The organism is Rhizobium sp. NLR22b (assembly GCF_019685295.1).
In the GTDB taxonomy this organism is placed as follows: domain Bacteria; phylum Pseudomonadota; class Alphaproteobacteria; order Rhizobiales; family Rhizobiaceae; genus Rhizobium.
Genome location: NZ_JABDWM010000038.1, coordinates 1 through 25777 on the forward strand (window position 1 = coordinate 1; position 25777 = coordinate 25777).

Here is a 25777-nt window from a genome sequence, read left to right on the forward strand (position 1 = left end):
CGGGCCGGGAACCATCGTCCACTTCGCCCTTCTTCACCCATTCATTGAGCGTCTGCGACGTGCAGCCGATCTTGGCGGCGATCGAGCAAGCCGCTGCCCACAGCGAGGAATTTTCGCCTTCGTGATCCAAAGCCATCCGCACCGTACAGGCGCGGACTCCCGGTGAAAATTTGTTTGTTGTCTTGCTCATATCGGCTCCACTTTCTGAGAAGTTGAAGCCTCCGGCAAACCCGGCGCGGTTCACTTGGCGGCGCCTCCTTTAGCTCGCGACAATCAGTGAGCAAGACACCCTCATGGGATTGACAATCGTTTGTACCGCGTCATACAAACGATTGCGCAACAACTATGGAGCATCCATGTCACTTCTCGTCACACTTGTAAACGACGCCGACAAACTGCCCGAACCAATAGGCAGAAAACCTTCAGCAGGAGAAAGGATTGAAGGCGATCCGGATTTCCGCACCTGGCTTCAAGACTTATCATTTGATGGAAGGGTTCGGACAGGCATCTGGGAAGCCACACCGGGATTGACCCACGCCATTAAGGATGGCGTCTACGAATATTGTCTCATCCTGCAAGGCGTCGTAGAGATCACTGAAAACGGTGGCGAGCCCAAGATTTACCGCGCAGGCGACAGCTTTCTGTTTAAGCCGGGTTTCCGCGGCACTTGGCGGACGATCGAGACCGTGCGCAAGATGTACGTCGTAGTTCGCTAAATGCACGATGGAAGTCGGCTTTGCCGGCTTCCATCGCACCGGCATTAAGCGTTGGCAAGCTAGCCTCCCCAGAGGCTTGTCAATTGCCGTTCAAAGGCATCCCAACTTCCGGCGGACGGCAAACGGTAAAGATGCTCGAATATCTCTTCTGCTCTTGCACCATCGCAGAGCTTTACAAACTTGCGCTGCATATCGCCTCGCTGAAAAGGCCTTTCCGGACTGCCCTTCGGTCGATCCACGATTTCGATGATCGATTCTCCATTGGTCAACATGACTGTGACCTTGCACAGGAAGGGATCCTCTTGCTTCGGAAGCCCGCGCATCTCCACGCGTTCCATCACATGACGAATCGCGGGATCCTCGAGCTGTTCGTCTGTGAAGGCTTCCAAACCTGCGGAAGGCAGGCAAAGCGCGATCGCAGCACAAAACTGCATACTGAACTTGCCTTCCAAGGCTGTCTGCGGCGTATTGTGTGCAAGGATGGAGGGAATCGTTCTTCCGACATCCACGGTCACCGACGCAATGTCCCGCCATGACAAGTTGGCGATCCGGGCACGTATTAATTCGCACGCTTCCATCGCCGTATGGGCAGCGGTGCAGCAAGGATAGGCCTTGATCGTTACACCCGGCTCAATGAACGGCGAACTGCGGCCAAGCCTGGCGATCGTGGCATCGATCCGCCCGGGCTCGCCGCCATAGAGTTCTGCTAATCCCATCGGGCCAAAAAGCGACGCATTCGCGTCGAGCCCGGCCCTAGCCAGTAGGACCGCGTTGAAACCGTTTCGCGCCGCAGCGGCGACCTGCCATGGTTTGGCGCTGCTTCCGAAGGCAGAACGCGTTCCGCTGCTGGCGGTAACTGCAAAGGCGAGGGCTGTTGCTTTTTCCTCGGCCGTCAACCCGAACACGTGCGCGGCCGCCATTGCTGCGCCAAAAACGCCCAGGGTCGCCGAGGCATGCCAGCCGAGTGCATAATGCCTGGGGTTTAGCAATTCCCCGAGTGCGACCATAGTTTCCACACCGGTGAGGTAACCGTTGAGAATGACGGATCCACTCACATCGAGGCTAGCTGCTGCGGCGAGAACAGCGGCCATGGTTGGTACCGTCACATGCGCTATGGAGACGATTGCTTCGTCGTCATCGAAATCGTCGAGATGACCCGCCATGGCGTTAAGGAGCACCGCATCCGCCGGGCGACATCTCAACTGGCTGCCGATCAGCCATGCGGGATGAGTAACGGATAGATCGACAATGGGGCTTTCAAGCAGCTTCTTCATTTCCGGCCGCCGGTATCCGGCGTAGGCCGCAGCCAATCCGTCAATGAAATTCATCAACCCCGATTCTCGCTCATCGTCAGTGTAGCTTTGCGCGGCGGCTTCGATAGCGGTGGCGAATGCTAGAGTGGGCGACTCAAATGCCATAGGACGTACTCACGTTCCAACCCAATCGGCACCGGGAATGGAGGCAACCAGCCGCTGCGTATACTCGTGACTAGGCTGGCGGAAAATCGATGACGGCGAGCCCTGCTCTACGATCTGGCCGCGATGCATAACGATGATTTCGTCGCAAATCTTGCTTGCTATGCGCAAATCATGGGTGATGAAGATCATCGCGATCCTCATCTCTTTCTGGATGCGGGTGAGAAGATCGAGTATCTGCGCCTGGATGGATACATCAAGCGCAGAGACAGCCTCGTCGGCCACCAGAACCTGCGGATCGAACATCAAAGCCCGTGCAATGCCGATGCGCTGCCTCTGGCCGCCGGAGAATTCGTGCGGATATCGAGACAAGCTTTTCTCGTCTAGGCCAACGAGATCGAGAAGGCGGGCCGCTTTTTCGCGCGCGGCGGCGACCGTCATGCCTCCATGGGCCAGAGGTCCGGCGGTCAAGGCCGTAAAGACCGTATGCCGTGGATTCAGCGATGCGAACGGATCCTGAAAGACCATCTGAATGAAAGGCCTTTGAGTACGGAAGTCCTTGTCGGACATCTGCGCAATATCCGTTCCCCGAAAAACAATGCGCCCACTATCGCTGTCCATCAACTTGACGATTATCTTGCCAAGCGTCGACTTGCCGGACCCAGACTCTCCGACAATACCCAAGGTCCGCCCTTCAAAAAGCGTGATGTTAACATCATCCACGGCTTTGACGATGCGTGGCGACCTGAAGATGCCAGCAGAGGTTTGATAGGTTTTGCTGAGATGTTCTATTTTCAGCAGGACACGCGCATCGGTAGAGCCTTCACGATCGGATTGCGACATCCGTGGCACGGCGGCGATGAGCTTTCTCGTATACGGATGGGTCGGTCGCTCCAAGACGTCCTTGACAAAGCCCTGTTCGACAAGACTGCCCTTTTCCATTACGAGAACGCGATCGGCGATATCCGCTACAACGCCGAAGTCATGGGTGATGAACATCACGCTCATCTTTTTGCGCCGTTGAATTCTGCGGATAAGTTCGAGGATCTGGGCTTGAGTGGTGACGTCAAGCGCCGTCGTAGGTTCATCCGCGATCAGGATATCTGGATCGAGAGCCAAAGCCATCGCGATCATCACGCGCTGGCGTTGCCCTCCTGACAAACGGAAAGGATACTGGTGTTGCAAAACCTTGGGATCGGGCAAGCTGACCTCTTCGAGGAGCTCCAGAACCTTAGCGCGCCGCGAGTAGGCCGTACTTGCAGCATGAACCTCCATCACTTCGGCGATCTGGTCGCCAATCCGCATCAACGGATTAAGTGCCGACAAAGGATCCTGGAAGATCATCGAGACCGTGCGTCCCCGCAACGACAACAACTCGCGCTCTGGAAGCTTCAGGAGGTCCTTGCCTGCCAAAAGGATGCTGCCGCCGGTCGCTCTGATCGTCTGCGGCAGCAGGCCCATGATCGTATTTGCCGTAACGGATTTACCGGAGCCGGACTCACCGATGATGCACAGAATTTCTCCCTTCATCAGATCGAATGAGATATTCTCGACCGCAAAGGTCCGCTCCATGTTTTTTGGAAGCCGGACTGAGAGTCCTCGAACCGATAGGACCGCATCCCTCGGCGCGGCTGCAGTTGTGGCTTCGACGGAAAGAGTATTCGCCATCATGATCAGTCTTGGCTCCTGATATCGAGGGCGTCGCGCAGTCCGTCGCCGATGAAGTTGAAGCTGGTGACGGCCAGCGTGATTACGAGGCCGGGAACAATGGCCAGCCATGGCGCAGTCGCGAGATACTGCTGCGCGCCGTTGAGCATATTGCCCCAGCTTGGGTACGGCGGCTGAATCCCATACCCGAGGAAGCTGATGTAAGCCTCCGAAAGGATGGAACGAGCGACGGTCAGGGTGGCGGCGACGATGATTGGCCCCATCACGTTCGGCAGCAGCTCACGGGTCATGATCCAGCGATTGGAAAGGCCTGCCATTCTGGCGGCCGCGACAAAATCGCGTTCTTTCAGAGACCTGACCTCTGCCGACACGATACGAGCGATCTCCATCCAGCTCGCCGCGGCGATCAATAAGGTGATCATCATCGGGCTCGGTCGAATGAATGCCGCGAGCGTTAGCAAGAGCAAGATGGACGGAAAGCACAGGAAGGCATCAACGACACGCATCAACACGGCACCAACCTTGCCACCGTAGTAGCCGGCGATGATCCCAATGCTGACGCCGATGACAATGCTGATGAACATCGCCGAAAATGCCACGAGAAGGGACACGCGCCCCGCCATCAGAAGGCGCGCGGCAACATCGCGGCCGAGCGGATCCGTGCCTAGGAAATGGTGGCCCGTCATCGGCGGTGCGAAGCGCGCGCGAAGGTCGATGTAAAGATGGTCATAGGACAGGAGATACGGACCAACTACACTTGCCAAGATGAGCGTTGCCACACAGACGATGCCAAGGATCGCCAGCTTATGACGCATGAAGCGACGAAGCGCGGGGTTGGTCGCGGGCTGCGGAGAGAGCGAAATTGCGGCGGAATCGAATGTCATTGTTACCTCCTCACGCATGACGGATGCGGGGATCGACCAGCGCGATCGCGAGATCGGCGATGAAATTTCCGGCGATGACTAGCACCGCAGAGAACATCAGTAGACCCAGAACGACCGGATAGTCTTTGTAGCTCAGGCTATCGAGAAACAATCGGCCCATGCCAGGCCAGGTGAACACCGTCTCGGTCACAACGGCGCCGCTCAAGAGCATCGGGAGCTCAAGCCCGGCAAGTGCGATCATTGGCAGGAGCGAGTTGCGCAACACATGTCGTACTAAAACACGGCGCTGAGACATGCCTTTCGCCCGAGCGGTGCGGACATAGTCCTGATTCAGGACCTCAAGGGTTGACGTACGCATATAGCGGCTCCAGACCGCGAGGTGCACGAGCCCGAGCACAAGAGACGGCATTATGAGATGTTTCACATATCCGAGGAGGCTCTCATCTCCCACCGTGTACATGTTGCCCGGTGGCAACCAGCCGAGCCTGATCGAGAATATGTAGATCCCTACTAGGCCAAACCAGAATGTCGGGATCGAAAGGGCGACCATGGCTACGATCGTCGCGGAATAGTCGAAAAGGGAGTACTGGCGCGCAGCGCTGCGGATGCCGATCCAGCAGCCGACGAGGACGGCAATCAGCGTGGCCGTGACCATGAGCATCAGTGTCGCACCCAGATGCGAGGCGATGACCGAAAGAACAGGGGTATTGTCTCGGTAGGAGCGGCCCCATTCGCCCGTGAGCATCCTTCCGATCCACTCCAGATACTGGACCGGCAGGGGCCGGTTGAGGCCCATCTGTTCCGAGATACGCTCCAAGTCGGCGGCTGTCATTCCGGGTATCGCAACGAATTGCGCCAAGGGACCTCCGGGCGCGAGGTGGATGATAAAGAAACCGATAAAAGACACGATCGCCAGCAGAACAATGCTCTGCGAGAGACGTCCCAACACGTATCGAAACATCACAGTTTTTCCTGTTCCTGGGGCATCAAGGCTCCCGAAGTGAAGTGGGAGGTCCGGTCAGACCTCCCGGCTTGTTCTACGACCAGTACCAGTCGCCGATGTTCCAGGTGTCGATACGCACGTTCACATTATCCTTGTAGCCGGTGAGGCCCTCCTTGTGGCCGCGAACCGTGCGGCGCTGCCACATCGTGATGAAGGGCAGATCGTTACGCACGAGCTCCTGGATCTTCGCGTAAATGGGCTTGCGCTGCTCGGGCACGAACAGCCTGCCGCCCTCGGCCAGCAACCTGTCCACTTCGGGGTTGGAGTATTGCCAGAAATTCAGGCCGCCGCCCCCTTTGGCCGCGCTGTTGGTCGACAGGAAGAAGTCGCTCGTGTCCGGGTCGGATCCTGTGAGGAAGTCCTGACCGTGCATGACGCTGTGAAACTGCGACTTCAGCCAGAAGTCAGCGAAAAGCACAGCCGCCGGCATGTTCTCGATAGTCATCTCGATGCCAACCTCCCGAAGCGTCTGCTGCAGGTACTGCTGCACTTGCTCGCGGACGTAGTTGCCGGCCGTTGTCGAATTCGTGAAAGAGAGGCGTTGCCCGTCCTTGACGCGGATTCCGTCAGGGCCTGGAACCCATCCGGCGGCGTCGAGAAGTTGCTTGGCCTTTTCAAGATCGAATTCGTGTTGGGGCAAGTTGGGATTGTAGTAGAACGACTGCTGCGGCATGTAGCTTTCGGTCGCAATCGGCACGCCGTAGTAGATCTGCTCAAGCGCCGTATCCCGGTCGAAAGCATAGTAGATCGCCTGGCGGACCGCCTGTTCATCCAAGGGCGACCGCCCGGTGTTGAATGCGATGCACTCGACCGACGACGCCGACATCAGTTGCACGTCTCTACCGGGGAGAGTCTGGGCTTCGGCGTACTTGTCCGGCGGAATGTAGGAAATGCTGATCAGATCGATGTCACCGGTCGTGAACTGGGTGTAGAGCACTGTCTGATCGGGGATGTAGCGGAAGACGACTTTCTCGATGTAAGGGCCCTCTCCGAAGTAGTCGAGGTTCGCTGCAACTTCGATGCTGTCGCCTGGCCTGCGGCTGACAAACTTGAACGGTCCGGTTCCAATCGGGGCACTGTCGATCGGCGCAGTGTTCTTGTCTTCGACACCCTTGAACGTATGAGCTGCCACGATAAAGGTCGCAGCGAGAATCGAGGGATACGGCGCAAAAGGCGCCTCCATCCGCCAGGTCAATTCAGTCGGGGACACCACAGTCAGGTTGCGAATCAGCTCATGTCCTGTCCGGCGCCAACTGTTGAATTTCGGATCGACGAGAAGTTCCAGCGTGAACTTCACGTCTTCCGCCGTAAACGGCTCGCCGTCGTGCCACTTCACGTCGTCCCGCAGCTTGATGCGCCAGTTGAGGCCATCCTCGGAGACGCCGCCATTGGCTACGGTCGGCACCTCGGCGGCGAGGGAAGGTTCGAAAATGCCTTTCTCATTCACAGTGAAGAGCGTGTCAAAGAGAGCGAACTGGATCCCTTCGTCGACTTCGAGATGAAGCTTGTGCGGATTGAAGACCGTCGGCTCCTGAGAAAGACCGACAATAAGTTGGCCGGTCGGCCTGGAAGGCGCGGCCGCCTGAGCGCCGCCTCGACCGAGCAGGTTGGGAGCAAAGAAGCTCACCGCGCCGCTAACGCCAAGAAGAGCCAGTGTCTTTCTGCGCGTGAGGTTGAAGTTAGGTGTTTCTTTATCGATCGTCATTGCAGAACCCCTCCTTTTTTGGTTCGGTGGTTACCTTTATCGAGTGCCTCTTGCCGGGCAGTTGCCGTTATTGGCGCATATCGGGCATAAGCTCGATTTTCGAGCCGTCCGAAAAACGTGCCAAACGAAAGTGGTAGGGATCGACGACCGGCGAACGACCGGTGACGATGTCAGCCATCAGGCGGCCAGCAGCTGGCGCGATGCCGAAGCCGTGCCCCGAAAAGCCGGTGGCGATATGGAAGCCCGGAATGGAGTCGGCCGCCGAAATGATGGGCACCGCATCGGGCAGAACGTCGATATAGCCGCCCCAGCGCTGGGCGATTTTAGCCTTGGCAAATATCGGCCAGGTCGCGGCGAGTTTGGCCAGTGTTCCGTCGGCGTACTTCTTGGACGGGACCGGATCGAGCACGCGGCAGTATTCGAACGGGCTGGCTTCGTCCATCTCCCAAGCCTTCGCCATAAGCAGCTCTTCGAGGAAGCGACCGGAGAGGCGAAACCGAAGCGAGCGCCACTCCTCTCGAAAGGAGGGAAGGAACTTGAGCGCGTATCTGAAGGAGTTCGGAACAATATCAACGATGTTTTCGTGCCCAGACGCTATCGTGTAGCCACCGTCCTGACGCTTGCGAAGAGCAAACGCCTTAGTCCACAGAGCGCCCTCCGGCCCCCCTTCGACAGGCGTCGTCCTCAACACAGAGTTCATGACGTTGAGTTGCGGCACGTCAATGCCGTAGCGCCGACAGAACAGATTGCTCCAGACACCGCCTGCCATAACCACGGCGTCGCAGGCGATCGCTCCGCGTTCCGTGATGACACCGCTGATCCGTCCGGCCGAAAGATCCAGTCCCCTGACGGCGCATTCCGTCAGAATGACAGCGCCTTTCTCACGAGCGGCTTCGGCAATCGCTGGTGCCGCTTTTTGCGGCTCGGCACGACCGTCGCTGGGTGTGTGAAGAGCGCCGTAAGGCTTGATCGAAAGGTCGGGAAACATTCCCGCGAACTCGTCGCCGTTCAACATACGGCTTTCGATTTGATAGGGCTCCAGATAGCGCCTCCACTCAGCGTAGGTATTGAACTGTGTTTCAGTCGCGCAGGCGAAAGTGATGCTCGCCTGATTGTAGCCGGTGTCCCGGCCGATACGTTGGTCGAGCGTCCTCCAGATGCGTAGCGCTTCGATCATCAGCGGAATTTCGCGTGGGTCGCGGCGCGAAAGCCGCACCCAACCCCAGTTGCGACTGGATTGCTCCTGCCCGATTCCGCCCTTCTCGCACAGAGCGACCTTAATGCCACGCTCGGCCAATTCGAGCGCTGTAGATGCGCCGACGATACCGCCTCCGATGACGACAACATCCACCTTTTCCGGCAGATGCTCGTCTCCATGAACCGAATCCACTCTGGGTCCCGGCATGCCTATCTCCTGTTCTTCCAAAACGATCCAGCGGTCCTGATCACACCACCTCGCAGGCAGGCGATTCGGTCGCCGACGCAAATACGCGCTCGCCCGAACCTCGCGGCAAAGGCGAGGGACGATCGCAGTTGGACAGGATGCTCACTGAGCGGCCTTCGGTCGCGGATATCAAGATAGCCTGCAAGGTCTCCAGCACATGCAGCGCAAGCTCGCCGCTTGCACGGTGAGGACGGCCGCTCATGATGGCTTGTGCCATGTCCACGACCCCGATCGAACGATGGTCCGCGACCTCGCGGCCGGACCTGAGCGTCCTGTTACGCTCGCCAAAAGGGAAGGCAGAAATGTCTGCATGCGCCCACTCGCCGTCTCGCTCACTCACGCTTGGCTCGTCGCCGAAGAAATTCGGATCGGGAACAACCAGAGTGCCTTTGGTGCCGTAGAGTTCGATCGGCGAGCGACCGTGTTTCCACACATCCCAGGATGCGTCGAGCGTGATCCGTGCACCGCTACGAAACGAGAGCAAAGCGCTGTAGCTGGTCGGCGTCTCGACCACGATCTCCTCTCCAGCGCGCGCGCCGCTGCCGATGATGCGGGTCGCGTAGCCGGTGGCCGAAGTAGCAACAACGGAAGCGACAGGACCAAGAAGGTTGATGAGGGCCGTAATGTAATACGGTCCAAGATCGAGGATTGGTCCGCCACCGGGCTTGAAAAAGAAATCCGGGTTTGGATGCCAAGCTTCCATCCCACGAGAAAGGAAGCTCGCCGATCCGCTAAGAATCGTTCCTACCCGTCCCTGGTCGATGATCTCGCGGCAAACCTGATGGGAAGCGCCGAGAAATGTGTCGGGAGCGCAGCCAATGCGGAGCTTTCTCTCGTCGGCCATTTGCAGCAATTCCCGTGCATCGTCGAGCGAAACCGTCAATGGCTTCTCGGAATAAACGTGTTTGCCAGCGTCCAAAATGCGGCGACTAACCTCAGCATGTGCAGTCGGCACAGTCAGGTTGATTACCAACTCAATCGCTGGATCTACGAGCATTGAGTCGATACTAGTGGCGTCTACGCCAAATGCGGACGCTTGGGCGATCGCAGCTTCTTCGCGAATGTCAGCGACGGACTTGACCCGGATGTAGTTGGAACGGGTGGCACCGCGCAGATAGGCCGCGCTGATGACGCCGCAACCTATGATGCCGATGTACATCGAACAGGAATTCAAAGCACCTTCTCCTGCAGATACCGGAAGCTGTTTGCGACGGTCTTGGCGGGATCAAGCGGGCGATCGTGCTCGACCACCATCACCTTGGCGCCATTGGCAATAGCTTCAGGCCACAAAACCGTCCAGTCCAGGGTCCCAGCCCCGACGTCTGCCCAGCCGGCCTCTTGTTCATTTTGCCCGGCTGGCGCCAGATCTTTGACATGCGCTGCGGTCAAACGATTGGAATGGCGCTTGAGCCAGACGATCGGATCAACGCCACTCCGCGTCAGCCATGCGATGTCGGCTTCCCATTGCACAGGAGCAGAGCCTGCAGCTTCGAAAACCAGATCAAGGGCGGTCTTGTCGCCTTCCTTGAGGTCCAGGTCCCAATTGTGATTATGATAGCCGAGCGTCATGTTATGAGCCCAAAGCTTCTCGCTCAGGTCGGCCAACTGCTTCCCAAGCGCGCGCCAGCCTTCTGCTGCCATCCCACGCTGCGACACAGGCACGGAGGGCACAAAGAGCGACCTCAGTTCAAACGCATGCGCATTGGCAATAACGCGCTCGAGGTCGTCTACGAGGTCGGTCAGGGCAACATGACTTCCGCTTGCCCGCAGCCCTGTTTCCTTTAGACGCCTTGCAAGCTCCATCCCGCGGCCGAGTTTGTCTCCGTAGAGTTCAACATTCTGATATCCGGCCGCTTTGACTGCATCAAGCATCCGGGAGTCATCTTCGATCGACCTCAATGTGAAAAGTTGGACTGACAAAGTGACCATTTATTTCCCTCCGCGACGCGAATGCGATACAATCGTTTGTCAATGCTATCCAATCGTTTGTATTCGTGTCAATGCCGTGTAAGAAAGATTTTCCTTCCGGCTGGTTTTTGTATTCCTCGTTTGCAGGGAAATCGGAGAAAGTCAGCTTGATTGAGCAGGCGGATCAACTTATACGTTACGAGGAAAATCCAAACGATTGGATTAGTGAATTGAGTAGGATCGAAAGACCTTTCTCTCGACCATACGTGGACGAGGCAGCTCATTTGACACTGGGAGGGCATTATCAAATGGGCAGCCGAGGGCTAACGGGCGCGTACAGTTACCGGCTTTGACACCCCGGCGCGACGTCTTGCCAACAAATATGGTGAGCAGCGATTTCTTTTATCCTGTGAGAGCCCACTACCTAAGGAGGGGCAACATTGCCTTCGAAGCCAGTAACGACCAGCCGCCCGCACAAGTCCCGGCCAACCATGGCAGACATTGCGCGCCTTGCCGATGTCGATGTCTCAACCGTCAGTCGTGCGTTAGCCGACTCATCGAGAGTGACGGACGAAACCAAACAACGGATCCGGCAGATCGTTGAAGAGACCGGATATATCGTCAATCACGGCGCACGCATGCTCCGCAGCCAAATGGCCGGCAGGGTCTTGGTAATTTTGCCGAACATCGCCGCAACCTTCTTTCCTGAAGTGATCCTCGGCATTGAAGAAACCGTCCATAGAGAAGGGATGAGTGTGATCATCGGAAGCACGCAATATGATTGCGCCAGAGAAGATGAGCTTGCGCGCCAGTTGCTTAATGGTGCAGCAGATGGAATCATTCTTCTGAATGGCCACCTTCCAGACGTTATTCGCGGTTTCTCAGGCTTCGAGCAGCGGGTGGTTGCGGTCTCCCGTGCGATCGAAGAAGACAACGTTCCTTACGTCAATATCGACAACGAAAAGGCAATCGAAACAGCGGTAGCCCATCTCATCGGACTAGGGTACTCAGACATCGCTCACCTTGGCGGCCCGAGAAGCAGTCCAACCTTCGTGGCTCGCATCAACGGTTATGAAAAAGCCATGGCGACGGCCGGCCTTGCTAACCGCATCCGCGTCGAAGCTGTCGAGCGTTTCAACATCGACGGCGGACAAATCGCGATGGAGCAGCTACTGAAGAATGGCGCCCCCCCCGAGGCTGTCGTTTGTGCGAGCGATGAAATGGCGATGGGAGCAATTCGCTACGCGAGAAAAAAAGGGTGGCACATTCCTCAGGATATCGCCTTCGTCGGATTCGACGACATTCCTTTCGCGGCTGTCTATGAGCCGGCTTTGACTACCGTTCGGACACCACGGCGAATGATGGGCGAATTAGGCGCTCAGATGTTGCTAAAAAATCTTAAAAACCCATCAGCGAAGCCGAAAAAGGTCGTTGTTGGTCATGAGTTGATTATTAGAGAAAGTTGTGGTGCCGAAATAGTGGCACGACTGCGCAAGTAAGTTGTCCAAAGGGCCTGTCTCACTTCTAGGCCGCGGTGACAAGTTAACTATTTGAGCCAAGCATGATGCTTTCCAGCTTGATGAAGCCGAGGATATTGGCTGCGAGTTTGTGATAGCATGTGACGACGCGTCGCCATTGTTTGAGCTTGGCGAAGAAACTCTCGATGGCCAGGGCTGCTTGTCGGCGATGCGTCGCCAGCATTGAGCAGGATAGCTTCAGATGGTTCGTGCGATGCAATACAAAACGCGCAACTCAGGAGAATGATCTCTCTCCAGGCTCAAGGCTTTCTGACATCGCGGGAGAAGAAGGCGGCAAGCGCGGCCGTCGCAAGCTTGCGGCCGAATGCACGGGTGCTTTCGAGACCTAACGGATCGAAATGTGCGCGTGCTATTCTCAGCAGCGATTCCGGGATCATCCGAGACGTCTGCACTATCACTTCCGGTGTGGTGGTATCGTCCGCCGCATATTGTTCAGGCGCGGTTTGGAATGCGCCGGATTCTAGTATGAGTTCGTACTCATCCAGAGCTTTCCGCAGGATCATCTGCAGTGCCTTTTGCGGCGGATATTGCTGACATAGCAGTTCAAACACGTGGGAAACACCGGGTGCCGGAAGGGCCGCAGAAAGGAAAACCTGCACTTTCTGCCTTTTGGTTTGATGGAGAGGCGGCAGGGAGCGGACGGTCTGCGGTTTTGCTACATCGTGGGATTTGGCCGTGACGTGCGTCGTGGCTCTTTGTCGGGCCGTTTTGGGCAGGGCGGTTTGACCGGGGGTGGACGGCCTGTTGGTGGTTGGCTGCACGGACGGCCCAAGGGCGGGTTGCCCTGTCGCTGAGATTTCGGGGAAGCCCTGAGTTGCAGTAACTTTCCTGCTCTTCGATATCGTTGCGGCTGCTGTATCGGGGCGCTGTGGGTTCTGAGAACTTGCGGCGTCGTTCAATCCCCCGATTTGGCCCGATGCTGCTGACCGAACCGACGCGAGGCGCCTTGCCTCGGTCACCGAAAGGTTGGGCTTGCGGATGCCCATGTCAGTGCTCCAGTGCATTGCTCACAAAGCGTTCGAGCAAACTCAGTTCTTCCATCGCAGTTTCGAGATTGCGTAGAACTAGACGCATGGAGGGATTGGTGGCGGCATCGCGGATGATCATATGCAACATGCCACGCTCCTTCATGGCAGCGAAGGCGTCCCGTTCGTGCATCGGCGTATCAGTGAGCGGCAAAGCACTCAGCATCTCCGAGATTGCACGTTGCGAAGAGGTCAGTCGGCTCACCGGAACTCGCTGACGCAGGATCGCCGTGGGAACGACGAGGCTTTCACCCATCAGCAGTTCGATGATGTAGCGGTAGGTCGCAAGAGCCTCGTCAGCATCGAGCGGCGTGAGCATCGTTGGGACTAGCAGGAGGTTCGAGCTGGCTATTATGGTATTATTGAGTTCGCTCGAGCCGCCATGAGTATCCACCAAGGCATAGTCGAAGTTGCGGCCATTCGCCTGATCATAGGCGGCCTCGAGAAGCGGCATCTCGTCGGCAATAAAAATCTCGCAGAGCGGATCCCAGGTGTCGCGCCGCGTTGCATTTTCCTGCCATCGGGTCAGCGGCCGGTTTTCATCGGCTTCAAAAAGAGCGACTGTTTTTCCTTCGGCTGCAAGGGCCGAACACAGGCCCATCAGCGCTGTGGTCTTGCCGGCACCGCCTTTGAAAGAGCAACAGGTAACAAGTTTCATTAGGGAGCTCCTTGCTGCGTCATTGAGATAGATACATCAAAATGTAAAAGTATGTTTGTTGCGTTGTGCGAAAATAATGTCTGACATCATCAATATTCAACCCGCGAAGGTCTGATAGATATTTCAATTGTAACGTCGGAGATTTTTCACTCCATTGACAACGCCAAAGTACAACCCAATATTCGTGAGCTGCATCTAATTACATTTTAAGAAGGCGCGCCGTAGCGGATTTAGTCCAACTTCGGAATGGTGATGTGATACGACGAGAGTCGGCCGCGGTCCCTTCTATGTTTCGCCCGTTCTAGTGGAGGACCCGCTTGAGGTGTTTTCCTGCGTCAGTCGCCGTCGACTGGGCTCGCGAATGACAGCGACGTGCCGCAGCCTGCCTCGGGCCTGGTGCAGTGATCGCATTGCACGCGTGGCCGCCGCGCATGTTGGTGAGCTCGTCTGTTAACGCTAGAATCTCTGTCGTTTGGGCAGCAGGTTACAAGTATAATCGAAAAGCCATTGAAGAGTGGGCCAGTCTTGTTGACCGCGCTACGAATGTTTCTTTGTTTGGGCGAAAAGTATCTGTCGGAGATATATGTTTCGCTCAAAAACACGAAATCATATTTCAACCGTAACCACCTAGATTTGGATGTGGCGGAGACGCTCGTTTATACTGCCCAAAATTCGGGTTTGTAGGCGGGCGTCTATACTAGTACGACGATCAACCTTGTCTGTCTACTTGAGAATTTTATTATGACACATGACGAAAATTCGGCTTTGTCCGATCTATTCGGTGCTTCGCGGAGCCGGCGCGCACAGCGCGTCGATCCCAAAGGATATAGGATCGTGAGCGTGAGGCTGCGCGAAGCCGAGTTCGAGGTCCTTTCTGACCAGGCCGGGACATTCGGACTCAGCAACAACATGGCCTTGCGCATAGCCGCGCGCCGCATAGGCGGGTTTCTTGAAACCGACCCCAAAACACGGGCTGTTCTTGAGGAAATCGTCGAGCAGATCGGTCTCATTTCGCAGCATCTGGCCAGACTGCAGGCAGCCTATCGTGCGAGCGGCAAGGTTGACATGCAGGAATTCGCCGCACAACGCATATCATTCGGTGAGCAGTTCGCGCGGCTGGACAGTCAGCTGGGCACGATCCTCAACATCTCGCGGCGTCGTGTCGATGGTCGAGTCATGCTCAAGGAGGCGATTTCGAAATGAGCCCTCTTTCATTCAGTAGGCTGATCGGAGGTTAACCAATGCCCGAGGCAGCACAGGCGATCGTACATATCGTCAGAGGCGGCGGATGTCAGACTATCAGCCGCATCTGCAAGCAATGGCAATACCTCAGCCAGAACGGCAAAGTCCAGCTGCGCCGCTCCGAAAGGTACGGCGGTGGCGTGATGGAGGTGGACGAATTCGAGACCCAGGCAAGGGCATGGGCAGAACAGACGGGCAAGTATATCGAGGGCCAGCGACTGATCGACGGGCACCAGGAACTGACGACCCACATCATCGTCAGTTTTCCTCCCGGCACAAACGAGGAGGATGCACACGCTGCCGGGCGGGCCTGGGCCGAAGCCATGTTCGGTCTGGGACGCAACCGCATTGGAGACGGTGCCGATGACACTTCGGACATGTTCCCGCTGCAAAACGCCTGGCGCGACCGCCCTGAATGGGACTATGTCACCGCCTTTCATACGAACAGGCCTCACCCGCACCTTCACGTCGTCCTCAATCGCCGGGCGCTCAGCGCGCGCGGCGAGTGGCTCGCAATTTCGCATCGCAACCAGTTCCTCAATTACGATACGTTGCGCGAAGGTCTTGCAGACGTGGCCTACGAATATGGGATCGCCCTCGACGCCACCTCACGGGAACAACGGGGGCTGGAAGGGCACGGTCCAACACGAGAACAATACCGTCAACGCGCGAACATCGAGTTCAGGAACCACTTCGAGGAAGATTTCGAGACGGTCGATATCGCCAGGGAGGGCGGGCTGGAGGTCTTTCCCGAGCTCACAGGCGCTGGGGGTGGCGAAGAGCCGGCTGGTAGGCTGACGGCCGATGACTCGGCTCATGCAGCCCGCAGCCAGGAGCTGGCCGCCGACCGTGAGATTGACGAGGCGACGATACCGAACCTGGAACTTCGGCGGAACCTTGAGAACCTGAATCGAGCGCAGCTAGAGCGTGCACGACGCGAAGCAGTAGCAGAACGAGCGCGCAGGAGGCAGGTCGGAGAGTTGCGGCGTCGGCGCGACGCTGAAGAGACGGAAGGTGGTCCCAGTCGCCGACGCACTCCAGGAGGCGCGCACGATACTTCGTCAGAAGAAGCCGCGTCGGTGCCCGACGACCACAACCATGGCGCAATGGCCCCAGCGCAGGCGCAGCCCAATCCCAATGAGGCCGGGGGTGACGGCTCAGTAGCCGGGGGCGCGATCCGGGAGCAACGGATGGGCGAGTTCGAGGAGCAGCGCCGACGCGAGATTGCCCGAGATCGCGCGCGCAGGGAACAGGAAGGTCTGGAGCGTGCCGAAGAGCGCAGACGGGCGCGCGTGGCAATGATGCATGAGAATGCCGAGGCTGGCCTCGCCGTCGAGCGGAATGTGGAGATGCCGGATCCGGAACGCTTTGATGATCCCGAGCACCGGGGCGATGACGCGGTTGAGCTGCCGCCTCAAGATGGGCAGCGCCCGCTGCGGGGGCGCCATCGGCGCAGCGAACAGCATATTGAGACACGCGGAGAACGTATCCGGCGCATGGCAGAGGAGCGACGAGCCCGAAACGTCGAAACCCGCGCGCAAAGACGGGCGCGCCTCCTGGCCGAGGCGGAGGCAAGACGAGTTGGTGCTCCGTCGACCCACGGAATGGACGTGCGAAATATGGCAAGAAGACAGGCGCGGGAGGAGGCGCGTTTGACCGCAAACCGCGGCGATTCGGCAGATATCCGAACGCATTCTCAGAACGATGCCGCTGAGCGCGCACCTCGCGCACACCAGCGGCAGGATCAGCCCGCGAGAACGACCCGCGCCTCGCGCTCCCGTCGTTATCCAAATTCAAGGTGAAACATAGGCCACGGCGGAGATCTGCCCGTGGGAATTCCTTATCATTCCAGGAGAAAAAGGACAGAACATGCCGAACGAGGTAGATATCACGGACGCCGACGCCGACCGTAATGCAAGTTTGCCTTCGACGCCGCGGCAGGACTTTCCGGAAAAGGAGGTCGCTGGTACCGTTTCAACCAGCCAAAAGATACAGGAGCCAGGAGCCAGAGCCGCGGCACTTGCGCCCGACGTTCAATCTCGCGATGCGTCGGAAAACGGGCTGTTCGACAATGACGACGACGATGCGCACAGCCTCAGGTCAAACGATGACGACCTTCCCGCAATGATGGGGAAGCTAAGAATCGGCGAGAGATCCGCCCCTCGCTCAAATGGTAAAGACAGCGAAGTGTCACAGGGAGATCACGCGCCTGATGCCGAACAAGAGGCAATCAAGGAAACCGTGGCGGCCACGCCGGAGCCGGCCCTGTCGGAGCACATCAACGGCAAAGCATCTGCTAGCGCGGGAATATCAATCGGAACAGCCGCGGACGCTGACGGTGGAATGCCGGCGGCCGGCGGGCAGTCCCGCAACACCCCGACAAGCAATGAGGTCGACCATGAAGACGAGTACGGTTTGAACGAGGATGATCATGAACTCGCGGAAATCTTGGAGGACTTCGAACTCAAAGACAAACAGATCAGGGAACTGGCCGAACAGCGCTTGCGCATTGTCCAACCGGTGCCCGGTGAGGAGGAAAAATGGCGATTGATCCCGCCTGGCCAGTTCGAGAAGGAGAACGGCCATTGGCCCACCAAGGCGGACTATGACGCCCAGCCGGTGCTTATCAAAGACGGTGGCATGTACATGACCAAGTCGCAACTTTATGAAGCCATGCTGGCTCGATGCGAAACACCCGAGCAATCCGCTACTGCAACGGCCGAATTCAATGCAAAGATGGACGAATTCGGCATGAGTCACAAGCCCGTCTCGACCAAACACCCGGTCACCGATCTTCTGATCACTCATGAAGACGGCCAGCAGACGCTCCAACGGCGCAGCCCGAATTATTACGACACGCGGCTTTCGGATCTTTTGGAAAAATACGGCAGGGGAAACGTCGCACTAAAGTGTGAGGATGGCCCATATCGAACGGTCGATGCCGTAGCATTGGATCGGCAGAGCAGTCCCTATAAGCTCAGCTACAGCGCCGAGCAACTTTATAAGTCATATGCCATCGACAAGCGTCCAGAGGTAAAGGCCTGGCGCCGCGACAACGAACATCGCTGGAGTGCTGTGGATCCGAACGACAGCGCTGCTGTCGTGGCGGGGCCCGCGCAGTTGCTGGTGAGAAATCCGACAACTAAATCGCTTCTTTCCCCGTTCACCGCCTCTCAGACCATCAAAAGGCGACCCGACAACTTTGAAGGCAAGGATTATGTCACCGTTCTGCGCGACGCGGGCGTCGATCCGGAGCAGATGAATTCGCCCAACGATCGAGTATCGGATGTACTCGTCCGGACCGGCGCCAAAACGTTGCTCGCTGGTGAGAAAATGGCGGGTCTGGCCGCCAAGGGACCCCTGACCGAAAAGTTTCTCAAGCAAGAGATCTACCTTCAGAACTACGGTACGATATACGACGGACAAGGCAAGTCCCATCGCGGCCCGACCGGCAATTTCTCCACGCTTGAAAGTCGTGAGCGCCAGCTCATGCGGACCTACAATAAACGTCCGCCCGCCGAACAATACGCCAGAATATATCATTCGCTGGAACCGTCGCAACAGCAGCAGCTCAATCTGCCTGCGCCCGATGCGAGATTTGACTATCTCCGGGTAAGTTCCGAGGCGCGAGGGTCATCAACGCAGGCGACATCCCGGAGTTTCGCACCGTCTTCCAGCCAACGAAATGCGCCGTCCATGAAGGAAGGATCAGCGAATGCTCGACCGGACCTGAGCGACGCAAGGCAGATGGCCCGTATTCGCCCGACGGGCCGTGCCGGGTGAGCACTCAGAAGCACGCCATCGGCCGAATGCGGCATCGGGCCGTTTGCGCATCATGTGGAGAGCGAATGCTGAACGATAACCAAACGCAAAGTCAGGAGTGACGGGTATGGCCGAGCACACAATCGAAAGTGCGAAAGGGCTGACCAAAGAAGGCAACGAGCCCGGACGGAGACTAGAAATGGATGACCCCTTGCTGAAGCCGGAAAGACTCATCGAGATCCCAGGTATCTATCGCAGCGTGAGCGCCGTTAACGAGAAGACCGGCATCGGGTACTACGAGAGGCTGGCGATGGGGAGACATTACAAAGCGACGCGCTATCGCCGCATGCCGGACGGCAGTCGTGCCCTTCTGGAAAAGACGACCTCCGGCCGGATCGGGTACAAGCATGTCGAATATCTCGAGGGTGGAGAAAAGATCGTTGATTCGCGGTCGCATGGAGAAAACTTTGTTCACTTGTATTATCAGCGCTCGGACGGATCGAGGTTTTACAAGCACAAGCGATATCGGCTCTACGAGAACAAAGCCACTATCATCGATGACAAAACCAGTGAACATTCGAGAACCATCTCCTTCGGCTCCGGTTATGTTCGTCGGTACTACGACGCCGGCGACGGAAAGAAAGTGCTGACCGGCAAGAAGACGCTGCTCGAATCCAAGTTCCTCATAGCGAGGAGTGACGGGAATGATCACGTCAGGATCAAGCGGCTCGGAGGCTTGATCAACAGGACCTATGTCAGCGGTGACGGTGCGGAAATAGCGGCAAAAGGGCTGGACGCGACGGAGGGTCGGACGATCAAGCGCCGTGTCGGATTCTATCGGATGGAGATCGGCAAAAACAAGGAAGGTCAGGAAACAACGAACCATCGCATCGGGAGGAAGGGCAAGCTCTTCTCGCGGACCGAATGGCTGGATTCTAAGGGCCGTACGGTGACCCAAACGACCGTTTTGGGCATTACAAAACTATCATCACCATCGAGCGGTGACGGACAGGGACCTCTCAAGAAAAGTAGGGTGGGCTGTGTTTATGTTCCCCCACCAGGAGCGCTCCCTGCCACCCGCTTGGCTTCCGATATGGTATCGCAAGAGGTTGGTAGTGAAACAGCTCCTACGCTGACGCGGAGCCGCAGCCTGCCAGACTTTCGCATAATGGGATCGGCGCGTCGATTGCAGGAAAGGAATTCTCCAGCGGACATCGATCCCGTGAATGTCCAACCCACCGCACACAAGGGGCCCGGCAAGCAAAGCGCCGTTTCGACGCTCGAGGAAGCGGCTGCGGGTCAGTCCCACGCTGATAGCGCGCGGCCGCATGCTGCTCCACCGAAGCCAGCGCTCCCGGCAGGCTGGCAGGCAAGCACCGCTACAAACAGCGTCGGCGCAGAAAATGCCGCACCAACAATTGCACCGCCCGGAGTTCAGGCCAGATCGCCGCAGGCGTCAGCAGGTTCAGAGCATCAGGCGCAGCAGAAGGCTGCTCTGACAGCGGCAGCGCCAGGGCAGGTGTCGGGCATCAATGGCAAGACGGGAGAGGTTCTCCAACTGCAATCGTCATCGCGGGATAGCGCAATATCACTCGCCCAAAGCGGCTCTTCGTCGAGCACGACACTGTCAGTCGCGTACGACGGGCCAGATGACGACGAAATCGCGGCTATGCTCGAGGCAGAGGAGGAAAATCGTTCTCCCAAGGTTGTTGTACCTGCCTCGGGACGTACAAGTACCGGAAACCCGACGGGACCGGCCTCAGCATCTCGCGGCCGTTCGGCATCTCCCGCTGCGGAAAGAATGCCGCGGCAATTGGACGATCGCCCGAACGGACGTGAGGCAGGAGTGAGCATCTAGGCGGTAAGGAAGCCACGAGCCATGGATCGGAACGCGAGCGAGAAACTCAACACGCTGCTGTTCGCCTTTATGCTATCGCTGGTGGCAGGGCTGTTGTTCGCGAGCATCTATGTCAGCTTTTACCGGCATGGCATGAGCCGCCAGACGATCAGCGGTTTCGACATATTTGCCTTCTGGTATGAAACGCCTTTCCATCTCGGATACGCGACGCCCGTCTTCTATCGCGGCCTGGCGATCGTCGGCGGCACCGCGGTGGCGGCGACGCTGGCGCTCGCCATCGTGATCCTTCGAAAAGCCCAGCACCACGGCACGGCCCGGTGGGCTGGACGGCAGGAGTTGCAGCGCATTGGATATCTCCGACCCTACCGCAAGATAACCGGACCGGTCTTCGGCAAAACGGCAGGTCCGCGCTGGCCCGGCCGATATCTGACGAACGGCGAGCAGCCGCATAGTCTCGTGGTGGCGCCCACGCGCGCCGGTAAAGGCGTTGGGGTGGTCATTCCGACGCTGCTCACCTTCAACGGTTCAATCCTGGCGCTCGACGTCAAGGGTGAACTGTTCGAGCTTACCTCGCGCGCCCGCAAAGCGCGGGGCGACAGGGTCTTCAAATTTGCGCCGCTTGACCGCGAAGGACGAACCCACAGCTACAATCCCGTGCTCGACATCGTCAACATGCCTCCGGAGCGCCGCTTCAGCGAGACGCGTCGGCTTGCCGTCAACCTGATTGCCGCAAAGGGCAAGGGATCGGAAGGCTTTATCGAGGGCGCGCGCGATCTCTTCGTCGCAGGCATCCTCGCCTGCATAGAGCGTGGCACGCCGACGATCGGGGCAGTCTATGATCTATTTGCTCAGCCAGGTGAGAAGTACAAGCTCTTTGCCCAGCTGGCCGAGGAAACGCAAAACACGGAAGCGCAGCGGATCTTCGATAACATGGCAGGCAACGATACGAAGATTCTTACTTCCTACACCTCTGTCCTGGGCGACGGTGGCCTCAATCTCTGGGCTGATCCCTTAATCAAGGCAGCCACGACCACATCGGACTTTTCGATTTACGATCTACGCCGCGACCCCACCTCAATTTTTCTCTGCGTCAGCCCCAACGATCTCGAGGTTATCGCCCCCCTTGTTCGATTGTTTTTCCAGCAGGTTGTCTCAATTCTGCAGCGGACGCTGCCGAAGAAGGACGAGATCTTCGAGGTATTGTTTCTGCTCGACGAGTTCAAGCATCTTGGCAAGCTTGAGGCCATCGAAACTGCCGTCACAACGATCGCTGGCTACAAAGGGCGCTTCATGTTCATTATTCAGAGCCTGTCGGCGCTGACCGGGGCCTATGAACAGGCGGGTAAGGAGAATTTCCTCAGCAATACCGGCATCCAGATATTCATGGCTACTGCCGATGACGAGACGCCGAACTACATTTCAAAAGCCATCGGCGATTATACGTTTCGTGCTCGCTCCACCTCTTTCAGCCAGCGCAACATTTTTGACACCAATATCCAACTCTCTCAACAGGGCGCGCCGCTGCTGCGCCCCGAACAGGTACGTCTTGTCGACGATGACATGGAGATCGTGTTGATCAAGGGGCAGCCGCCGCTTCGCGTGAAGAAGGTGAAATATTACTCCGATCGCGTGCTGCGTCGTATCTTTGAAAATCAGACGGGTGCCTTGCCGGAGCCGGAACCTCTCGATCTGGCCGCTACCTACGCACAATTGCCAATGCAGCAAGCTGCTTCTGCGAATATCGAGCCAGAGGAGACGCAATTTGTCGATCCGGTGGAGGACGCGCTTGCCGAATATCACAATCTTCCGCCAGAAGAGGAGCCAGCCAATGGTCCGCCGCCGGGGAATACGGCCACTTCGGACGCAGCCGGCAGGTATGCCGAGCTCGAACATGAAACACCCGCCTACGAACAGGTCGATGCCAGCGAAACCCGCTTGAGTGAGAAGGAACTGCAGGCCCTTGGCGCGCAACGGGCACTCCTTGACCGGATCATTGACCTGCAGACGCGGAAGGAAGCGTGGCAAGCCGTAGACTAACGAGAGAGGGGCGCTAGGCTAGTGGCGCTGGAGCGACCGTGGCCTTCTGCCCGACGAGCGACGGGTCGGACGCGTTTCCTGCGACAGGTGCCGACCTCGAATCGTCGCTGGATCAATGTTCAGTGGCATGTATGACGGCTTCCGGTGGCAATTTGGCGGGTCTGGCGGATTGGTCGGGTGGAGGCATGTATTCGGCCTTCGATTGGGCGGAATCATGCCGCTGGCCCTCCGGTAGTCCGCAGATCGGATCGAAGACAGGTCAACGCGCCTTCAAGCGACACCCACTGATCGGGTTTGTCGGATCCCCGGATCGACCGTTCATCAAGTCGGCTGGTTGCCACAAAGCGGCGCCTGCCTTCGCAGTTTCCCGGTAATACTGCACACGAAAGCGTTCCGACCAAGCCACGCAACCCTACGACTCGAGCGAGCGCGACTCAGCGGCCATGACGTGCTCCCGTTAAATTAGGCCACTCAGACTTGGAATTTTCCACTTATCCCTGTCGGGCAGAAGAGGAGAATTCGATGAAGGCCTCGAAGTTTTCGGAAGCGCAGATCGCCTTTGTTCTGAAGCAGGCGGAGGACGGGACGCCGATCGGTGAGGTCTGCCGCAAGGCAGGAATTTCGGACGCGACCTTCTACAATTGGCGCAAAAATATGCCGGTCTGATGCCGTCAGAGATGAAGCGTCTGCGGCAGCTCGAGGAGGAGAACGCCAAGCTGAAGCGGATTGTTGCCGACCTGTCGCGGGACAAGGCGATGCTTCAGGACGTGCTGTCAAAAAAGCTTTGAAGCCTGCCCGCAAGCGCAAGCTTGTCGACATGATCAAGGCAGACTGGAAGGTTTCTATCCGGCGCGCATGTTCGGTGCTGAAGATTGACCGGTCGCTTTATGTCTACAAGTCCAGGCGCGGCGAGCAGGCCGAGTTGAAGCTGAGGATCAAAGACATCTGCCAGACACGGGTGCGTTACGATTATCGTCGCGTTCATGTCCTGCTCAAGCGCGACGGCTGGCCCGTCAATCCGAAGCGAATCTATCGTCTTTACAAGGAGATGGATCTGCAACTCCGCAACAAGGTTCCCAAGCGCCGGGTCAAGGCAAAGCTGCGAGCCGACCGGACAGAGCCGACCCATTCCAATCACGTCTGGGCAATGGATTTCGTTCATGACCAGTTGGCCACGGGTCGCAAGATCAGGGTGCTGACAGTCGTCGACACCTTTTCGCGCTTCTCACCAGCAGTCGATGCACGCTTCAACTACCGGGGGCGAGGACGTAGTCCAAACGCTCGAACGAGTATGCCGGCAAGTCGGTTATCCCGCGTCCATTCGCGTCGATAATGGCAGTGAATTCATCTCCCGAGATCTTGATCTGTGGGCCTACCACAGGGGTGTCGTGCTCGACTTCTCGCGCCAGGCAAGCCGACGGACAACAGCTACATCGAGAGTTTCAGCGGCAAGTTCCGGGCTGAGTGCCTGAACGCTCACTGGTTCATGAGCCTTGACGACGCGCGCTTGAAGATGGAGAATTGGCGTAGAGACTTGTATGAAGCGGCGTTTGTCAATCCATCGTCATCCCTCCCAAAATTGCTTCCATCGGTTGTTCTTCACCGTCACCCTGGGCGCAAGCTCTCCGAAACGATCCTCATCCGGCCAATGCCGGTGAACCTTACGCCCAGACTTCCTGATTGTGAGAACCTCCAATGTAGTCTCCATGGAGAAACTCCCTTCGCTCATCCATGAAGAGCCGATCACAGATCAGGGCAGCGAGGACAACGTGGGAGCAGAACATCGGTTACGTCCTTCTGGCGAGTGAGGACGCTTCAAATATAGCGGGTTAGCCAGGCTCACATTGGCGGCAGTTTGTCATTATCTTCCGCGAACGCTACGATCGCGATCGCAAACGGAATCCATCAAAGCCCTGCGCGCTGCGCTCATCTGCTCTTCATTGGATCTTGCAACTTTGATTACGCCTTGAATAGCGGCAATTTTGTCCGGCATATTTTGGCTCCGATTGATTTCCCTGAGCAGCTTTGCTGACCCTCTCATCCCGCTCTCTATCGAGGTTTCCGCGGGCCGATCACGCTCAAGCTCTTGGAAAGCAGATGCCAAGGCGCGCCCCTGTTCAGTATTGGATCGCCTTAGTTCGGCTATTCGCTCCCTATACTCAGGGCTTATATTGCCGTCAGAAACTTTTGCGATTGCTTGTGCAGGAGCGTTAAGCCCATGTTCTTCGCCAGCGACAGTATCACTGCCGAAACGGCGCAAAGACTCTTTGATGATGAAATCGGTATCAGCCCGCGAGTTCTTGTCGATGTACGACGCTAATTGTTCAAGAGCCCCGTGCGGATCTTCCATGACGTCAAGGCTCTCGCGCACCACTTTTCGAAAAAGGTCATCCTTTAGCAATGACGGCTTAAAATTAATGATTGCGTCGCTGAAGTCTGCGCGTTGGCTCTGCTTCTCATTGTTCCAGAGCGTCTCTCGGATGCGGACGCGATCTTCATTGCTAAGATCATCGTATCTTTTCACAAGCACTGCAGCTGCTGGATAATATTGCCCGGAACTGAGATTATCGTCTAGGAAGGTGCCCAGCGCGTCACGTTCAATGTGACTGATCTCGGGTTCCTCAAAAAGATCTGCACGCTCAACGATTTCCGAATAGCCTAACATCCTAAGATTAACATCTTCTTTTTCGGCAATGTTGATCAAGATTTCCGATCTCTTTTCCGGCGACTGGGATTCGAGCACGTGCGTCACGGCTTCAGCTTCCGCGCGCATCCACCAATCGGGGATGTCAGAAAAGTTATTGTTCTTGAAAGCGGTTTCAATCACGGCGTCAGAAACGAGGGTCCCGCCGTCAAGATTTTCCTTATATTCTTTTAGGACCGTTGATCTGGTCAATGCATGAAAATGTCGGTT

The 25777-nt window shown here is 57.3% G+C and carries 18 protein-coding genes and 3 pseudogenes; 8 read left to right on the forward strand and 13 right to left on the reverse strand.

Annotated elements, in window-relative coordinates:
* Window positions 1-190, reverse strand: a pseudogene (locus tag HJC00_RS31235) (IS3 family transposase); the annotation flags it as partial.
* A gap of 166 nt (window positions 191-356) precedes the next feature.
* Here HJC00_RS31235 and HJC00_RS31240 point away from each other — a divergent pair.
* A complete protein-coding gene (locus tag HJC00_RS31240) occupies window positions 357-716 on the forward strand; it encodes a cupin domain-containing protein (RefSeq protein WP_221165133.1) in 360 nt (119 codons plus the stop codon).
* A 59-nt stretch (window positions 717-775) separates the two neighbouring features.
* On the opposite strand, the gene HJC00_RS31245 is transcribed toward HJC00_RS31240, so the two are convergent.
* The 8 genes from HJC00_RS31245 to HJC00_RS31280 form a co-directional block, all read right to left on the reverse strand.
* On the reverse strand, window positions 776-2134 hold the full coding sequence (locus HJC00_RS31245; RefSeq protein ID WP_221165134.1) for an MmgE/PrpD family protein: 1359 nt from the start codon (window positions 2132-2134) through the stop codon (window positions 776-778).
* 9 nt (window positions 2135-2143) lie between these two features.
* Window positions 2144-3802, reverse strand: coding sequence for an ABC transporter ATP-binding protein (locus tag HJC00_RS31250; protein WP_259672351.1), 1659 nt, complete (start codon window positions 3800-3802; stop codon window positions 2144-2146).
* Window positions 3803-3804: 2 nt separating this feature from the next.
* Complete coding sequence (locus HJC00_RS31255; RefSeq protein ID WP_259672352.1) at window positions 3805-4683, reverse strand: ABC transporter permease; 879 nt, start codon at window positions 4681-4683, stop codon at window positions 3805-3807.
* A gap of 10 nt (window positions 4684-4693) precedes the next feature.
* A complete protein-coding gene (locus tag HJC00_RS31260) occupies window positions 4694-5644 on the reverse strand; it encodes an ABC transporter permease (protein ID WP_221165135.1) in 951 nt (316 codons plus the stop codon).
* Between the two features lie 76 nt (window positions 5645-5720).
* On the reverse strand, window positions 5721-7391 hold the full coding sequence (locus HJC00_RS31265) for a peptide ABC transporter substrate-binding protein (RefSeq protein WP_221165136.1): 1671 nt from the start codon (window positions 7389-7391) through the stop codon (window positions 5721-5723).
* 67 nt (window positions 7392-7458) lie between these two features.
* On the reverse strand, window positions 7459-8796 hold the full coding sequence (locus tag HJC00_RS31270; RefSeq protein ID WP_221165150.1) for an FAD-binding oxidoreductase: 1338 nt from the start codon (window positions 8794-8796) through the stop codon (window positions 7459-7461).
* 40 nt (window positions 8797-8836) lie between these two features.
* Window positions 8837-9994 (reverse strand): Gfo/Idh/MocA family protein, encoded by a 1158-nt coding sequence (locus HJC00_RS31275; protein WP_221165137.1) that lies wholly within the window; start codon window positions 9992-9994, stop codon window positions 8837-8839.
* 11 nt (window positions 9995-10005) lie between these two features.
* Window positions 10006-10707 carry a sugar phosphate isomerase/epimerase gene (locus tag HJC00_RS31280; protein WP_259672353.1) on the reverse strand — a complete coding sequence of 234 codons (702 nt, stop codon included), beginning with the start codon at window positions 10705-10707 and terminating at the stop codon, window positions 10006-10008.
* Window positions 10708-11234: 527 nt separating this feature from the next.
* On the opposite strand from HJC00_RS31280, the gene HJC00_RS31285 reads away from it, so the two are divergent.
* Window positions 11235-12242 (forward strand): LacI family DNA-binding transcriptional regulator, encoded by a 1008-nt coding sequence (locus HJC00_RS31285; RefSeq protein ID WP_221165139.1) that lies wholly within the window; start codon window positions 11235-11237, stop codon window positions 12240-12242.
* Window positions 12243-12285: 43 nt separating this feature from the next.
* Here the strand turns inward: HJC00_RS31285 and HJC00_RS31290 are convergent.
* The 3 genes and pseudogenes from HJC00_RS31290 to HJC00_RS31300 form a co-directional block, all read right to left on the reverse strand.
* Window positions 12286-12423 (reverse strand): annotated as a pseudogene (locus HJC00_RS31290) (IS5/IS1182 family transposase); the annotation flags it as partial.
* Window positions 12424-12520: 97 nt separating this feature from the next.
* Window positions 12521-13267, reverse strand: coding sequence for a VirC2 family conjugal transfer protein (locus tag HJC00_RS31295; RefSeq protein WP_221165140.1), 747 nt, complete (start codon window positions 13265-13267; stop codon window positions 12521-12523).
* A gap of 1 nt (window position 13268) precedes the next feature.
* Window positions 13269-13964, reverse strand: a complete 696-nt coding sequence (locus HJC00_RS31300) for a conjugal transfer ATPase VirC1 (RefSeq protein WP_221165141.1) — start codon at window positions 13962-13964, stop codon at window positions 13269-13271.
* Between the two features lie 741 nt (window positions 13965-14705).
* On the opposite strand from HJC00_RS31300, the gene HJC00_RS31305 reads away from it, so the two are divergent.
* From HJC00_RS31305 to HJC00_RS31330, 6 genes and pseudogenes are all read left to right on the forward strand, one after another.
* On the forward strand, window positions 14706-15167 hold the full coding sequence (locus HJC00_RS31305; protein ID WP_259672354.1) for a DNA mobilization endonuclease VirD1/MobC family subunit: 462 nt from the start codon (window positions 14706-14708) through the stop codon (window positions 15165-15167).
* 38 nt (window positions 15168-15205) lie between these two features.
* Window positions 15206-17008 carry a relaxase/mobilization nuclease domain-containing protein gene (locus tag HJC00_RS31310; protein ID WP_221165143.1) on the forward strand — a complete coding sequence of 601 codons (1803 nt, stop codon included), beginning with the start codon at window positions 15206-15208 and terminating at the stop codon, window positions 17006-17008.
* Between the two features lie 67 nt (window positions 17009-17075).
* Window positions 17076-18989 carry a hypothetical protein gene (locus HJC00_RS31315; RefSeq protein ID WP_221165144.1) on the forward strand — a complete coding sequence of 638 codons (1914 nt, stop codon included), beginning with the start codon at window positions 17076-17078 and terminating at the stop codon, window positions 18987-18989.
* Window positions 18990-19095: 106 nt separating this feature from the next.
* Window positions 19096-20826, forward strand: coding sequence for a hypothetical protein (locus HJC00_RS31320; protein ID WP_221165145.1), 1731 nt, complete (start codon window positions 19096-19098; stop codon window positions 20824-20826).
* Window positions 20827-20847: 21 nt separating this feature from the next.
* Window positions 20848-22863 (forward strand): type IV secretion system ATPase VirD4, encoded by a 2016-nt coding sequence (gene virD4 / locus HJC00_RS31325; protein WP_221165146.1) that lies wholly within the window; start codon window positions 20848-20850, stop codon window positions 22861-22863.
* Window positions 22864-23385: 522 nt separating this feature from the next.
* Window positions 23386-24394: pseudogene (locus HJC00_RS31330) on the forward strand (IS3 family transposase); the annotation flags it as partial.
* Window positions 24395-24724: 330 nt separating this feature from the next.
* On the opposite strand, the gene HJC00_RS31335 reads toward HJC00_RS31330, so the two are convergent.
* Window positions 24725-25777, reverse strand: a 1053-nt coding sequence (locus tag HJC00_RS31335) for a hypothetical protein (protein WP_221165147.1), incomplete at its 5' end; no start/stop codon positions are given.